The 13,391-nt window shown below is 60.0% G+C and carries 16 protein-coding genes; 11 read left to right on the forward strand and 5 right to left on the reverse strand.

Annotated elements, in window-relative coordinates:
* Positions 1-2: 2 nt before the first annotated feature.
* Positions 3-239 carry a MoaD/ThiS family protein gene (locus DXY33_RS01125; protein WP_115131393.1) on the reverse strand — a complete coding sequence of 79 codons (237 nt, stop codon included), beginning with the start codon at positions 237-239 and terminating at the stop codon, positions 3-5.
* 45 nt (positions 240-284) lie between these two features.
* Here DXY33_RS01125 and moaB point away from each other — a divergent pair, with 45 nt between their 5' ends.
* The gene (gene moaB / locus DXY33_RS01130) at positions 285-782 is read left to right on the forward strand and encodes a molybdenum cofactor biosynthesis protein B (protein ID WP_115131394.1); all 498 of its coding nucleotides are present in this window, start codon (positions 285-287) and stop codon (positions 780-782) included.
* A gap of 20 nt (positions 783-802) precedes the next feature.
* Here the strand turns inward: moaB and cobA are convergent, their stop codons facing one another.
* A complete protein-coding gene (cobA, locus tag DXY33_RS01135; RefSeq protein ID WP_115131395.1) occupies positions 803-1,591 on the reverse strand; it encodes a uroporphyrinogen-III C-methyltransferase in 789 nt (262 codons plus the stop codon).
* A complete protein-coding gene (locus DXY33_RS01140; RefSeq protein WP_244275799.1) occupies positions 1,588-2,235 on the reverse strand; it encodes a DNA mismatch repair protein MutS in 648 nt (215 codons plus the stop codon). The genes cobA and DXY33_RS01140 overlap by 4 nt, the downstream gene beginning before the upstream one ends.
* Before the next feature lie 42 nt (positions 2,236-2,277).
* On the opposite strand from DXY33_RS01140, the gene DXY33_RS01145 reads away from it, so the two are divergent.
* The 5 genes from DXY33_RS01145 to DXY33_RS01165 all read left to right on the forward strand — a co-directional run bounded on the left by DXY33_RS01145 (position 2,278) and on the right by DXY33_RS01165 (position 6,253).
* Positions 2,278-2,595, forward strand: a complete 318-nt coding sequence (locus DXY33_RS01145; protein ID WP_136975403.1) for a hypothetical protein — start codon at positions 2,278-2,280, stop codon at positions 2,593-2,595.
* Between the two features lie 258 nt (positions 2,596-2,853).
* The gene (locus DXY33_RS01150) at positions 2,854-4,395 is read left to right on the forward strand and encodes a ferredoxin--nitrite reductase (RefSeq protein WP_115131398.1); all 1,542 of its coding nucleotides are present in this window, start codon (positions 2,854-2,856) and stop codon (positions 4,393-4,395) included.
* A 70-nt stretch (positions 4,396-4,465) separates the two neighbouring features.
* On the forward strand, positions 4,466-4,600 hold the full coding sequence (locus DXY33_RS01155) for a hypothetical protein (protein WP_006851080.1): 135 nt from the start codon (positions 4,466-4,468) through the stop codon (positions 4,598-4,600).
* Between the two features lie 35 nt (positions 4,601-4,635).
* Positions 4,636-5,523: a formate/nitrite transporter family protein gene (locus tag DXY33_RS01160; protein ID WP_115131399.1), complete on the forward strand. Its 888-nt coding sequence runs from the start codon at positions 4,636-4,638 to the stop codon at positions 5,521-5,523.
* Between the two features lie 7 nt (positions 5,524-5,530).
* Positions 5,531-6,253 carry a HEAT repeat domain-containing protein gene (locus DXY33_RS01165; RefSeq protein ID WP_115131643.1) on the forward strand — a complete coding sequence of 241 codons (723 nt, stop codon included), beginning with the start codon at positions 5,531-5,533 and terminating at the stop codon, positions 6,251-6,253.
* Between the two features lie 51 nt (positions 6,254-6,304).
* Here DXY33_RS01165 and cynS read toward each other — a convergent pair whose 3' ends face one another.
* Positions 6,305-6,757 (reverse strand): cyanase, encoded by a 453-nt coding sequence (gene cynS, locus DXY33_RS01170; protein ID WP_115131400.1) that lies wholly within the window; start codon positions 6,755-6,757, stop codon positions 6,305-6,307.
* Between the two features lie 228 nt (positions 6,758-6,985).
* Between cynS and DXY33_RS01175 the strand changes: the two genes are divergently transcribed.
* Positions 6,986-7,156 carry a cyanate hydratase gene (locus tag DXY33_RS01175; RefSeq protein WP_114988783.1) on the forward strand — a complete coding sequence of 57 codons (171 nt, stop codon included), beginning with the start codon at positions 6,986-6,988 and terminating at the stop codon, positions 7,154-7,156.
* Positions 7,157-7,228: 72 nt separating this feature from the next.
* Positions 7,229-8,299, forward strand: a complete 1,071-nt coding sequence (locus tag DXY33_RS01180; protein ID WP_115131401.1) for an anthranilate phosphoribosyltransferase family protein — start codon at positions 7,229-7,231, stop codon at positions 8,297-8,299.
* On the opposite strand, the gene DXY33_RS01185 is transcribed toward DXY33_RS01180, so the two are convergent.
* Entirely contained in the window at positions 8,260-8,727 is a 468-nt protein-coding gene (locus DXY33_RS01185; RefSeq protein ID WP_115131402.1) for a GNAT family N-acetyltransferase, read from the reverse strand. The genes DXY33_RS01180 and DXY33_RS01185 overlap by 40 nt on opposite strands.
* Before the next feature lie 33 nt (positions 8,728-8,760).
* Between DXY33_RS01185 and DXY33_RS01190 the strand changes: the two genes are divergently transcribed.
* The 3 genes from DXY33_RS01190 to DXY33_RS01200 all read left to right on the forward strand — a co-directional run bounded on the left by DXY33_RS01190 (position 8,761) and on the right by DXY33_RS01200 (position 13,388).
* Complete coding sequence (locus DXY33_RS01190; protein ID WP_244272346.1) at positions 8,761-10,014, forward strand: MFS transporter; 1,254 nt, start codon at positions 8,761-8,763, stop codon at positions 10,012-10,014.
* 45 nt (positions 10,015-10,059) lie between these two features.
* Positions 10,060-12,198 (forward strand): polyphosphate kinase 1, encoded by a 2,139-nt coding sequence (gene ppk1, locus DXY33_RS01195; protein WP_115131403.1) that lies wholly within the window; start codon positions 10,060-10,062, stop codon positions 12,196-12,198.
* A gap of 203 nt (positions 12,199-12,401) precedes the next feature.
* The gene (locus DXY33_RS01200) at positions 12,402-13,388 is read left to right on the forward strand and encodes an RpoD/SigA family RNA polymerase sigma factor (RefSeq protein WP_115131404.1); all 987 of its coding nucleotides are present in this window, start codon (positions 12,402-12,404) and stop codon (positions 13,386-13,388) included.
* Positions 13,389-13,391 lie beyond the last annotated feature (3 nt).

Genomic DNA, 13,391 nt, shown 5'->3' on the forward strand with positions numbered 1-13,391 from the left:
CTTCACCCCCCCGTGAACGGTGGAAGAAAGGCCAGCTCATCACCGGCCTGCAACGGCTGATCGGCACCGACCAACTCCTGGTTCACCGCAATGCTGATGCCCTCCAGCGGACCAAGATCCAACTGATTCCAGACCTCACGAGCCGTCGAGACGCCTGGTGTGAAGGGAAAGGAACGATCGGCCCAACCGGCGCGTTCTCGCAGGGAAGCGAACAGCAGCACCTTCAGCACCACGTCCATGGCAGCTGGAGTGGTTCTAGCGTCCGAGGGCTCCGCCGCTGTGCCATGGGCCTCTCCATCGCCCTGCTCACCATCTCCGACACACGCACCCTGGCGGACGACAGCAGCGGAGATCAACTGCAGCGCAGCCTTGAAGACGCGGGGCATCGCCTTCAGGAGCGACAACTCTGCCCGGATGATCGCTATCAAATCCGCCGTGAACTGAGCCGCTGGATCGCCGATCCTGCGGTTGATGTGGTGATCACCAGCGGCGGAACCGGGCTCACCGGCCGCGATGGCACCCCCGAAGCGGTGGCACCGCTGCTGGACAAAACCATCGAAGGATTCGGTGAACTGTTCCGTGTGCTTTCCTTCGAGAGCATCGGCACCAGCACCCTGCAAAGCCGCTGCCACGCCGGCGTGGCCAACGGCACATTCGTGTTTGTGCTGCCGGGATCTCTGGATGCGGTGACCACCGCTTGGAACCGGCTCATCCGGGCTCAACTCGATGCCGACACCCGACCGTGCAACCTGGCCCAGCTCCGGGCTCGCTTGAAGGAATAGAGCGGAACGAGCGGAGCAATTCAGAACGGAATCGGCATCGTGACCGCTGCCGGTGTGGGCCTACAGGCCTCAACTTGCTGATCAATCACCTCACCCACCACAACGATCGAGGGTGACTTGAAGGCTTCGGCTCGGCATTGATCGGCAACGTCAACCAAGGTGGCTTTGAGGCAGCGTTGCCCCGCCACCGTGCCCTGCTGGATCACCGCCACGGGGGTTGTCGCAGCCAAACCGCCCGCCATCAGCTCCTCTGCGATCCGGGGCAGGTTATGCAGCCCCATGTAGATCACCAATCCGTCACTGGCCGCAGCCAGGGCACGCCAATCCACGGAAGGACGGCGCTTGTCGATTTCCTCATGACCGGTGACGAAGGTCACCGATGACCCCGCCCGCCGGTGGGTGACGGGAATTCCGGCGTAGGCAGGGGCAGCAATGCCAGCGGTGACACCAGGCACCACCTGAACAGGAATGTTTCGCTCCGCCAGGTAAGCGGCTTCTTCCCCTCCACGGCCAAACAGGAAGGGATCACCCCCCTTCAAGCGCACCACGGTGCTGTGCTTCTGGGCCATTTCAACCAGCACTGCATTGGTGCTTGGTTGGGGCACCGAGTGATGTCCGCGACGCTTGCCGACAAAACGGCGTTCGCATGTTGCCGGCACAAGATCCAGCACTTCCTCGGGCACCAGCGAGTCGTACACCAGGGCATCGCACTGGCTCAACAGCCGATGCGCCTTCAGCGTGAGCAACTCGGGATCGCCGGGACCGGCTCCCACCAGATAAACGGTTCCGGTTTGTTCAGCGGTGGTCACGGCAGAGAAACAAGCAGATCGATCAGGGCCTGACGGGTGGGGGGATGCTCCAACAGCGGAGGCAATCCACCAGCTTCGCTCAACGCATCCGTCATGCGGTTGGGCGCAAGGGTTAGTGGAAGTGGCCGAGCCCTGGGGTGGCGCTGCTGGAACTCGGGCCAGGCATCAAAGGGAACCAACGGCAAAGCAAGGCGAGACGCCAGCATCGCGAGGAAGCGATCCGCCACCCCCGGGCGCAAGGGGTGGTGCACCAGCACGGCATCAGCGCGCTCAGACGACGGAAGTGCTGAGAGCACAGCGTTCCACCACGTGGTCCAAGAGCCCAGAAAGGGCAGCAGACGCACACTGGCTCCGGCACCACGAAGCCTGTTGCGAATCGCCGGCACATCCGTGCGGGCGTGCGCCCCAGGCAGCAGCAGCAACGGAACGATCCAAGAGGATTGGGGAAGCGCCGATACGGGTTGTTCAGCCGTCAGCACCTCCAACTGCACGGGCGCTGAGCGCCGCTGAGCCAGAAGCTCTGGCAGAGAGGCCAAACACTCAGGAACAACACCGCCACTGCGGCCATGCACCACCAGATGCAACCCTTGCCTCCCCCCATCGGAAGCGTCATTCCGTAGCAATGGCCACGGATTGATGACCATGCCGGCTGATGTCATCGGGTTGTTGTGAACGTTGGATGAGTCATGGCGCCCCGCCGTCGTTTTGATCGTGCCCCATTGGACAGCCGCTCCTACCGGGAGCCGTTGGACGGACGGATTGAGCGGTACGACTTCCGAGACGACCGGTACGACGCCCGGGACGACCGGTACGACGTCCGAGAAGACACTTACAGCCGGGGGTACAACGCCAGGGAGGCTCGTTACGACCGGTACGACCGAAGCTTCGACCGCCCCACCGGACCCTCCGAACTCGACCAAGACTTCGCTGCGATGAAGCGGGTTTGGCAGATGCTGCGGGCCGGAGCGGTGCGCATGGTTGGCGAAATTGGACGCCAATACTGAGGCGGAAACAAGTTGCCTTTTACGGCCTCGCGGGAACCGTCAGATGTAGCCGGTTTTACAAATCCGAGAGGACAAAGCCCCTGGCATTGACCAACACCAAAAGTGTTTTCTTTGTTACGGACCAGGGTCACCGTCGCAGTGTTTATTCAGTCAACCCAACGCTCCCCTTCGTTTTGAAGCGTTGCCGGTCTTCGGGCCATCTCGATTGATTCGCGCCTCGTCTCTGAGCAATCAATCCGCCCACTCGTTAATCGACTTATGACCATTAGCTCTCCCTCCAGGCCTTACCTGGATGGCAAGAAGCTCAACAAGATCGAGCAGAACAAGGCGGCCAAAGATGGCCTGTTGGTCGGCAGCGAAATCGAAAAATTCGCCGAGCTCGGCTGGGAGCAGGTGGATGAAACCGACCTTCAGTTGCGTTTGAAGTGGTACGGCATGTTCTGGCGTCCGAAAACGCCAGGCAAATTCATGCTGCGCCTGCGGGTGCCCAATGGCGTGCTGACGGCCGATCAGCTGCGGGTGGTTGGCTCCATCGTTGAGCGCTACGGCGAAAACGGCAGCTGCGACATCACCACCCGTCAGAACCTGCAACTGCGCGGCGTGCTGCTGGGCGACCTGCCTGAAATCCTTAAGCGTTTGAAGGAAGCCGGCCTGAGCACGATCCAATCCGGCTTCGACAACCCCCGCAACGTCACCGGCAACCCCATCGCCGGCATCGATCCCAACGAGATCGTCGACACGCGGCCCTACACCACCGAGCTGCAGAACTTCCTCACCAACAACTGCCAGGGCAACCCGGAGTATTCGAACCTGCCCCGCAAGTGGAACACCGCCGTTGCCGGTGCGAAAGACAATTTTCTGCTTCACAACGACATCGTTTTCCACCCCGTGGAACGGGACGGGGTGATGGGATTCGGCGTCTGGATCGGCGGGGTTCTGTCATCTCAAATGAACGCCTATGCCGTTCCCTTGAACGCCTGGGTGAAGCCAGAGGAAATCTGCAAGATGACTGATGCCGTGATCCGGCTCTGGCGTGACAACGGTGAGCGCGACAAGCGCCCCAAAGGCCGCTTCCGCCTTTACCTGGATCAATTGGGCCACGACGTGTTCCGCAGCCAGGTGGAAGAACTCTTCGGTCCGTTGACCCCCGACCCGGGCTCTGTTTTCAACACCACGCCCCGCTCCCACTACGGCTTCCATCCTCAGAAACAGGAAGGGCTCTCCTTCGCCGGTCTGCACGTTCCGGTGGGTCGCCTGACCGCCCAGGATCTGCAGGATCTCGCAACCGCCAGCCTCAACTACGGCAGTGGTGAAGTGCGTCTCACCGAAGATCAGAACGTCATCCTCGTTGGCCTTCCCAACGACAAGCTCGACGCCCTGAAGGCAGACGCCCTGGTGCAACGCTTCCCGCTGGAGCCCGGTCACATCTCCGCAGGAACGGTGTCCTGCACCGGCAACACCTACTGCGGTTTCGCCCTCACCAACACCAAAGACCAAGCCCTGGAAGCAGCCAAGGAACTCGACCAAGAGCTCAATCTTCCTGAAGAGCTGAAGATCCACTGGACCGGTTGCCCCAACACCTGCGGCCAGGCCTACATGGGTGCCATCGGCCTCACCGGCACCAAGGCCAAAAACAGTGAAGGCGTGATGGGAGAGGGCTACACGATGACCATCGGTGGTTCCCAAGGCGCCAACCCGAGCATCGGCGAAATCCACCGCAAGGCGATCCCGGCCGATGAGATCAAGACCGCTCTCAAAGAGGTGTTGATCGAGAAGTTCGGGGCCACCCCGAAGGCCTGATCGCTGTGGTTGCCGTGACGCTTCCTTTTGAAGTCACGGCTCCCCGCATCGACCACTTCCCCTCACCGTCATGGCCAACCGCAACGACGTGTTCTCTCGTTTCGTCAACTGGCTCAGCGCCAGTGGTCGCGACGGAGCCGCCATCAACCGTCAGGGCGGCAGCCCTGATCTGTTCTCCCGCCTGATGAACCGCATCAGCGGCTGACATCAAAACCTTCGTCCAACTCTCAATCTCATCTGATGGACTACGTCCTACCCAATGAGCTTGTCGACGGCATGATTGCCGCCGGCGGCAAAAAATCAACGGTCAGCGTGAAGAACCTGCTGATCCGTGGCTTTTACTCCGGAGCCATCCTTGGACTGGCAGTGATCCTGGCCCTCACCGTGGGCATCACCGTCAAAGCCCCCTTCGTGGGCTCGCTGCTGTTCCCCTTCGGCTTCGCCAGCATCGTGCTGTTCGGCATGGAGCTTGTGACCGGCAACTTCGCCCTGCTGCCGATGGCCACATGGGCCGGCAAGAGCACCTGGGGTGCCACGTTCCGCAACTGGGTCTGGGTGTGGATCGGCAACTGGATCGGCACCGCCGTTGTGGCCGTGATCATGGCCATCAGCCTCACCAGCGGCACCATGGATGGCGCTGCTGACAACGTCGGCCCGCCGATCTGGGATGCCGTGGCCCAAAAGATCATGGCCCTCAATCAAATCAACGTTGAGAAGAAGTACGAGGCCCTGGGAAGCATGGGCTTCTTCCTCGCTTTCTTGCGCGGACTGGTGGCCAACTGGTTGGTTTGCCTGGGCGTGACCATGGCTCTGGTGAGCAAGAGCGTTCCCGGCAAGATCCTGGCCTGCTGGCTTCCGATCACCGCCTTCCAATCGATGGGCATGGAGCACATCGTGGTGAACCAGTTCCTCCACACCGCTGGCCCGATCCTCGGTTCAGGCGTCCCCTTCACCAAGGTGATCTTCTGGAACTTCCTGCCTGTCACCCTCGGCAACATCGTGGGCGGCATGGTGTTCATCGGCATGCTCTTCTACAGCACCCATCGCACTCCGATGGATAACGTGCTGCCCACCGAGCACGATGAAAAGCTGGAGCGTGAGCTCGCTGCTGAACTGGGTGCCCGCTGATCCATCCATGAACGACGAAGCCGTTCTCTGGGAACGGCTCGCCCGATCTCGACGTGCTCCTTTGGAGCCCGCTTGGCTGGGGGAGGTCTACTCCCCCAGCCTTTCTGTTGATCTGCGGCGAGCCCTCTGCGAAAAACTGGGGATGCAGGCCGAGCGCGGCTGGCCCGTGATCCAAGACCTCCTCGCCAATCACGGGGTTCTGCCCGATTTGGTGATGGCGGCAGGGCTCTGCCACCAGAGCGAAGCCCGCGATTGGTTGTTGGCTCAACTCGAGCAAACCTCAGACGATGAGGACGCCAACCTGATGGTGGTTCAGGCTCTCGCCTGCTGGGGTGCCGAAGTTCCCGAATCGGTGGTGGTGAATTGCCTGCATCACCCGGGCCAACTGCACCGACTTGCCGGTCTTCAACTGCTCAGCTTCCGATCCCATTGCCTCGACGACGGTGAACTGCTGCAGTTCTGCCAAGAGGTTTTGAATGATTTTCGCGATCCAGTCGTTGTGGCCGCCATTCGGGTTCTGCAACGCCGCGATGGCGTGTTGATCAGCGAAAAGCTGGCAGAGCTGTGTCGCAGCGGTTCCCTGCCTGTTGCCGAGGCCGCCTTCCGCGCGCTCGGTTGCATCGCCACACCTTCCAGTCAGCGCTGCCTGCTGGAGTTAAGCCAGGAGCTGAATGACGACGTTCGGCGGAAAATGGCCAGCACCCAACTGAGCCAACAATTCCGCCAATAAAAAACCCCGCACTTGCGGGGCTTAATGTCTTCAATCAAGACACTTGAATGTTCACCACTTTTTGTAAGGCAGGAACTTGCCGCACATGGTGATTTTGACGCGATCACCTTTGGGATCCTCCACTTTGTCGACATCAAGCGTGAAGTCGATTGCGCTCATGATGCCGTCACCAAAATGCTCCTGAATCACATCCTTCAGGGGCATGCCATAGACCTGCATGATCTCGTAGAAACGATAGATCAAGGGATCAGTGGGGATCACTGGATCGAGGCTTCCCTTGGTGGGGAACTCCTGCAAAGCGGCGGTGATGGCTGGGTCAAGGGAGAGCAGATCAGCCAGCTTTTCAGCCTCTTCTTTTGAAGCTGTGGCTTGTCCATAGAACAAGGATGCAATCCAGACCTCATCGAGGCCCAGGGCTGCTTCCAGATCAGCAAAGCTCATGCCCTTGGCCTTCTTGGCAGCCATCAAGGTGGCGGTGACGGTCTCCTGGGAAGGAGCTGCCAACGACGGGGTCGAGGGAACAGCTGAAACAGTCATGATTGAACGAAAAATTGTTATGGCCGCTTCAAAAACAGCGTTCCAAGCTGGAACGTCTCAGCAGCTTGGAAACTGTTGCGCAAACGCTGACTGAACAATGAAGCATCAACTACAAAACAACAGCCTGTTTTGAAGCAACAAGCACAGCCGACAGGCTCTTGATCGGGGAAATTTGTTTTACAGAAGAAATTTGCAATGAGCCAATTCTTCCAATCGATGGCGAACCTGCTGCAGGCGCAATTCCTTCCGCCAACCACTGCTCCCCAACTGATGCTGGAGCGGCTCTATTACGCCGAAGGACGCCACCACCCGCAGCACCCACGCCATGGCAGTTTCGAGGGGCTATCCCGTCTGAGCAGGCCCTGAGCTTTCGTAGCAATTGCTACCCCTGCCGGGTCAGTCACTCCTGAAGACTGATCACATCTAGAGGCCGGACCTTTGACGAGCGCAGTTCTCTCCGGCCGCGACCGCTTCAAGCAGCACCTGCGCAAGGTGGGAAGCGGTGAACACACCAGCAAAGGCATGAGTCGCGAGGAAGCGGCTGATGCCATGGAGCTGATGCTGCAGGGCGAAGCGACGCCCGCACAGATCGGCGCCTTCCTAATTGCCCATCGCATCCGACGGCCCGAACCTCAGGAACTCACCGGGATGCTCGACACCTACCGGGCCCATGGCCCGGTGTTGCAATCCACTGCTGGCAGTCGAGCACCGTTGTGTTTCGGCATGCCCTACGACGGGCGCACGCGCACAGCGCCGATTTACCCGCTCACCGCGCTGGTGCTGCTGGCCTGTGGTCAGCCGGTGGTTCTGCAGGGCGGTGACCGGATGCCGATCAAATACGGCGTCACCGCTGTTGATCTGTTCCGCCTTCTCGATCTCGACCTCACAGGTCTACCGATCAGCGCCGTTGCAAACGGGTTCCAGCAGAACGGCTTCGCCCTGATTCACCAGCCGGATCATTTCCCCATCGCGGAAACCCTGATCGGCTACCGCGAGGAACTGGGCAAGCGTCCCCCGGTTGCCAGCCTGGAACTGCTCTGGACACCCCACCAAGGCGACCACCTCCTTGTGAGTGGCTTTGTCCACCCACCAACAGAAGCCCGCGCCTGGGAAGCCCTCAAGCAAGCCGGCGAAACCGATGTACTCACCGTGAAGGGGTTGGAAGGAGGCACCGACCTGCCCATCGGCCGAGCCTGCATCACAGCCCGAGTGCGGAACGGCAAAGCGGAGCGGTTGATCCTGCACCCCCGTGACCATGGCTGTCACGACGCCGACGTGGAATGGGCTGACGACACAACCTGGGCGGAGCAGGCACGAAACGCCCTTCAGAACAAAGGCCCTCTCTGCGACGCCCTGCGCTGGAACGCCGGCGCCTATCTGTGGTTCGCCGGCTGCAGTGATTCCCTGGAACAGGGCATTCAACGGGCAGCATCCGTTCTGGAGATGGGCCAGGCCCAAGCCAAGCTCGATCAACTCTGCGCTTGGCGAAACAGCTTGACCATCCGATAGCGCTCGAACGGAACGCCTCCAATAAGGATCGTCTCTGGCGCTTCCACACACCAGCCCCGTCGCTCCAGCAACGGTCGGCTGAACTGGCTGGCCTCCGTTCGTAATTGTTGAACGCCGGACTCCAGCGCATCCGCCTCAATCCGTTTCAGGAGGGCACTGCCATGCCCCCGCCTCGAGGCACAACCACGGCAGTAGAGCAACGAAAGACGATCTTCCGGATGGCGAATCGCAAAGGCCGAACCATCAGTGGTGAGCCATCCCGAGCCCTCCCGAAAACTCGCATCGAGCACGCCGGGCAACCAGGCCAGAGCCGCCCAGGCCCTGACTTGTTCCTCGGAATAAAGGAGGGGAGCCAGCGATTCGATCGCATCGGCATAGATCTCCCGCAACAGCGGGTGATCTTCCGGAGCGATCGGACGCAAAGCCATGGAGCCGCCTGTGGGAATGTGAGTCTCTCCTGCGTGGCAGCAAGCTTGCAGCGTCCTCGGATTCCCACACTGCTCAGCGCGTTTCTCACGCTGCTCAACGACCGGCTCAGCGAAAGCATTGTTTTTCCGCTGTTGCCCTTTCTCTTAGCCCAGTTCGCCCCAGACGGACGAACCCTGGGACTGTTGGCGGGAAGCTATGCCCTGGCGCAGTTCCTCGTCACTCCCTTGATCGGAGCACTCAGTGATCGCTACGGCCGCCGCCCCGTGATCAGCATCTGCGTCGCAGGATCCGTGGTGGGGCTCGGCCTGTTTGCCGTGACGGTTTCACTGCCATGGCCCAGCCAAAGCCTGCTGCCCCTGCTGCTGTTGTTCGCAGCACGGATCATTGACGGCATCAGTGGCGGTACGGCAGCAACAGCCAGCGCCGTGCTCGCCGACATCACGCCTCCCGACAAGCGAGCCCGTGCCTTCGGCTTGATCGGCGTGGCCTTTGGTTTGGGGTTCATCCTTGGCCCCTTCGTTGGCGGACAACTGGCCCGGGTGGCCGTGTCCCTTCCCGTTTGGGTGGCCACAGGCTTCGCTGCACTCAACCTCTTGGTGGTGCTCAATCTGCTGCCGGAAACCCACCCCCAGGAATCCCGCAAAAACCTGCCCAGAAAACGCGACCTCAATCCGTTTGCACGGCTGAGCCAGGTGCTGATGAACCCCAGCGTGGGGCGACTGTGCGGAGCTTTTTTCCTCTTCTTCCTGGCCTTCAACGGCTTCACCGCCATCCTGGTGCTCTATTTCAAGCAGCGCTTCGGCTGGGGCCCTGAGCTCGCCACCACCGCCTTCCTGGTGGTGGGGGTGGTCGCCACCGTGGTCCAAGGAGGGCTGATCGGACCGCTGGTGAAACGGTTTGGCGAATGGCGTCTGACCTTGCTGGGCCTCGGCCTGGTGATCATTGGGTGCCTGCTGATCCCCAGCGTCGGTGCATCCGATCGGGCGGGCGCCATCTTCACTGCCGTCGGCATCCTGGCCCTGGGCACCGGATTGGTCACACCAAGCCTGCGCAGCCTGGTGTCACGGCGCCTGGGTCGCGAAGGGCAAGGCAGTGCCCTCGGCAGCCTGCAGGCCCTGCAAAGTTTGGGCAGTTTCCTCGGCCCTCCCCTGGCGGGATTCAGCTACGACCTGCTGGGTCCAGTGAGCCCGTTTGCAGCTGCGGCAACCGTGCTGGTTATTGTGATCGGCCTGGTGGCCGGCAGCCCTCTGCCGGACATCTCCGACACACAACCAAGCCAGTCCTGATTGCTACGTTTCGGCTAACGACACCAGCGCCGAGCCCTTCAGTCCATGTGCGCAGCAGCCTTAGCCCCGGAGCACTACATCAACCGGGAGCTGAGCTGGATCGCCTTCAACGAAAGAGTGCTGGCCCAGGCCCTGGATCTGCGCACACCTCTGCTCGATCAAGCCAAGTTCAGCGCCATCTTCAGCAACAACCTCGACGAATTCTTCATGGTTCGCGTGGCGTCACTGAAGTCTCAGGTGGAGGCGGGCGTCAGCAAGCCAAGTGAGGATGGCAAATCGCCGTTGGAGCAGCTGCTGGCGATCCGAGAACGGCTGATTCCCCTACTACGAGAGCAACAGGTGCATTACCGCCAGCACCTGAGGCCGAAGCTGCTGGAACACAAGGTTGAGCTGCTCGATTACAAACAGCTGAACGACGACCAACGCCAATGGGTTGACGACACCTTCCAGACCTCGGTGTTTCCGGTGCTCACACCGCTGGCTGTGGACCCGGCCCATCCGTTCCCCTTCGTCAGCAACCTGAGCCTCAACGTTGCGGCCGTGGTTGTTGATCCGGAAACAGGACAACGGCAATTTGCCCGAGTCAAAGTTCCCCAGAAAAATCTGCCTCGCTTCATCGCCATCCCCTCGAATCTGAGCGGCCAGGAGCACAAACCCGTTCACACCGCCATCGCCCTCGAGCAGGTGATCGCCTTCAACCTGAAGGAGCTGTTCCCTGGCATGACGATCGAGGGGCACTACTTCTTCCGCGTGACGCGGGATGCGGATCTGGAACTGAGGGATCTGGAAGCCGATGACCTGATGCTGGCCCTGGAACAGGGACTGCGAAAGCGACGCATGGGCGGTGAGGTGGTGCGCCTCGAGGTGCCCAACGAAATGCCTCAGGACGTGGTGGAGATGCTTATGACAGGTCTCAGCGTTGAAGAGGAAGACCTCTATGTGATTGATGGTCCTCTGGGCCTGGACGACCTGCTCAGCCTCACTGCCCTACCGCTGCCGAAACTCAAGAGCCAAAGCCACGGAGGTCAGACACCGACGGTGCTAGCCCGCAGTCAGCAACACCTGCTTGACGAGGGAGCAATCAAGCCGGATGAGTTCAGATCGATCTTCTCGGTGATTCGCCGTCAGGACATCCTTCTGCACCATCCCTATGACCTCTTCTCGACAACCGTCGAAGAGTTCATCAACCAGGCAGCGGACGATCCCCAGGTGATGGGCATCAAGATGACGCTCTACCGCACCTCCAAAGACTCGCCGATCATCGCTGCACTGATCCGTGCCGCCGAAAACGGCAAGCAGGTGATGGCACTGGTGGAATTGAAAGCACGATTTGACGAAGACAACAACATCCAATGGGCCCGGCACCTGGAGCAATCCGGAGTGCATGTGGTCTACGGGGTACTGGGGCTGAAAACCCACACCAAGATTGTTCTGGTGGTGCGCAAGGAGAAGGACAAGCTGCAGAGCTATGTGCACATCGGCACGGGCAACTACAACTCCAAAACCTCCAAGCTCTACACCGACCTGGGCCTGCTCACCGCCAACCAGGAACTGGGTCAAGACCTGGTGGAACTGTTCAATTACCTCACTGGTTTTTCCAAGCAGCAAAGTTTTCGTCGCCTGCTCGTAGCCCCCGTCACCCTGCGGAAAGGCATGGAGCTGTTAATTCGCCGCGAAATTGAACATGCTCAGCAGGGCCGAGAGGCTGTGATCCGAGCCAAGATGAATTCCCTGGTGGACCCAACAATCATCGCGCTTCTTTATGAAGCCTCCCAAGCCGGAGTGACGATCGAATTGGTCATTCGCGGCATGTGCAGCCTCTATCCCGGTTGTGAAGGACTGAGTGAAAACATTCGTGTGATCAGCATCATCGGCCCGTTCCTGGAACACTCGAGAATCTTTTCGTTCGCCAACGGCGGCTCACCGGAGGTGTATATCGGTAGTGCCGACTGGATGAGCCGCAACCTCGACCGCCGCATTGAAGCAGTCACTCCGATCGAAGACCCCGAGCATCGCCAGAAACTGGAACGCCTGCTGCAGCTGTACTTGAATGACAACCAGGCCGCCTGGGACATGCAGAGCGACGGCACATTTGTGCAGCGCAAACCCGAAAACGACACCTCGGAACGCAATTCCCAGATTCAATTGATCAAGGAATGGAGCAACGGCATCCAATCCTTGTGATTCTTTTGGTTTTCAAAGGGATTGCGTCTGTGACATCCGATACAACATTCCTTCAAAAACAAACTTGAAGCCTGCACGATCACTGCCAAATCAGTTGTTTTGAAAGCCCAAAGATTCAGCTTCTGAAATTCTTTCGATTCGAAACAGTCAACACTGTTGCCTGGTGCTAAGTTCAGCCCAAATTCATTCAGGAGACCAGGGTGATGGGGATCCCTCTGGAATCTTCCGGTTCGACAAAACAGTCGTCCCGGAAGGAACCTGCGTTGCCGTCCACCGGACGTCAACCATCAACTCGACAAGGAGGGCGGCTTGCCACCGACTCCATTGGTTTTTATCTGAGCAGCATCGGACGTATCCCCTTGCTGACGGCAGCTGAAGAAATCGAACTTGCACACCATGTGCAAGCGATGAAGCAAATTCAGGAGCTACCGGAAGAGGAGCTGACCTCCCGGCATCGCCACAAGATCCGCATGGGCAAACGGGCCCGCGACAGGATGATGGCCGCCAACCTCCGCCTCGTGGTGAGCGTGGCGAAGAAATACCAGAACCAGGGCCTGGAGCTGCTCGATCTGGTTCAGGAAGGTGCCATCGGCCTGGAGCGCGCGGTCGACAAGTTCGACCCCGCCATGGGCTACAAATTTTCCACCTATGCCTACTGGTGGATTCGTCAAGGCATGACGCGGGCCATCGACAACAGCGCCCGCACCATTCGCCTGCCGATCCACATCAGCGAAAAACTCTCCAAGATGCGTCGCATCTCCCGGGAGCTGTCCCACCGCTTCGGTCGTCAACCGAATCGACTGGAGTTGGCAAGTGCCATGGGCATCGAGCCCCGGGAACTGGAGGATCTGATCTCCCAGAGCGCACCTTGTGCATCGCTGGATGCCCATGCCCGTGGCGAGGAAGATCGCAGCACCCTGGGTGAACTGATCCCGGATCCCAACGGTGAAGAACCGATGGAGGGGATGGATCGCAGCATCCAGAAGGAACATCTGGGGGGCTGGCTCTCGCAGTTGAACGAACGCGAGCAGAAGATTCTGAAGTTGCGGTTCGGTCTTGGTGGTGAAGAGCCTCTGACCCTTGCGGAGATCGGTCGTCAGATCAATGTGTCCCGTGAGCGCGTCCGACAGCTGGAGGCCAAAGCGATTCTCAAGCTGCGCGCCATGACCAACCACCAACAAGCCGCCTAAGCC

This window comes from Synechococcus sp. N26 (genome assembly GCF_900473975.1).
Taxonomy (GTDB): domain Bacteria; phylum Cyanobacteriota; class Cyanobacteriia; order PCC-6307; family Cyanobiaceae; genus Parasynechococcus.

Coding starts and splice junctions, on each gene's coding strand:
- DXY33_RS01125 (WP_115131393.1), bottom strand. CDS start 239: ATGGACGTGGTGCTGAAGGTGCTGCTGTTCGCTTCCCTGCGAGAACGC.
- moaB (WP_115131394.1), top strand. CDS start 285: ATGGGCCTCTCCATCGCCCTGCTCACCATCTCCGACACACGCACCCTG.
- DXY33_RS01140 (WP_244275799.1), bottom strand. CDS start 2,235: ATGGTCATCAATCCGTGGCCATTGCTACGGAATGACGCTTCCGATGGG.
- DXY33_RS01145 (WP_136975403.1), top strand. CDS start 2,278: ATGGCGCCCCGCCGTCGTTTTGATCGTGCCCCATTGGACAGCCGCTCC.
- DXY33_RS01150 (WP_115131398.1), top strand. CDS start 2,854: ATGACCATTAGCTCTCCCTCCAGGCCTTACCTGGATGGCAAGAAGCTC.
- DXY33_RS01155 (WP_006851080.1), top strand. CDS start 4,466: ATGGCCAACCGCAACGACGTGTTCTCTCGTTTCGTCAACTGGCTCAGC.
- DXY33_RS01160 (WP_115131399.1), top strand. CDS start 4,636: ATGGACTACGTCCTACCCAATGAGCTTGTCGACGGCATGATTGCCGCC.
- DXY33_RS01165 (WP_115131643.1), top strand. CDS start 5,531: ATGAACGACGAAGCCGTTCTCTGGGAACGGCTCGCCCGATCTCGACGT.
- DXY33_RS01175 (WP_114988783.1), top strand. CDS start 6,986: ATGAGCCAATTCTTCCAATCGATGGCGAACCTGCTGCAGGCGCAATTC.
- DXY33_RS01185 (WP_115131402.1), bottom strand. CDS start 8,727: ATGGCTTTGCGTCCGATCGCTCCGGAAGATCACCCGCTGTTGCGGGAG.
- ppk1 (WP_115131403.1), top strand. CDS start 10,060: ATGTGCGCAGCAGCCTTAGCCCCGGAGCACTACATCAACCGGGAGCTG.
- DXY33_RS01200 (WP_115131404.1), top strand. CDS start 12,402: ATGGGGATCCCTCTGGAATCTTCCGGTTCGACAAAACAGTCGTCCCGG.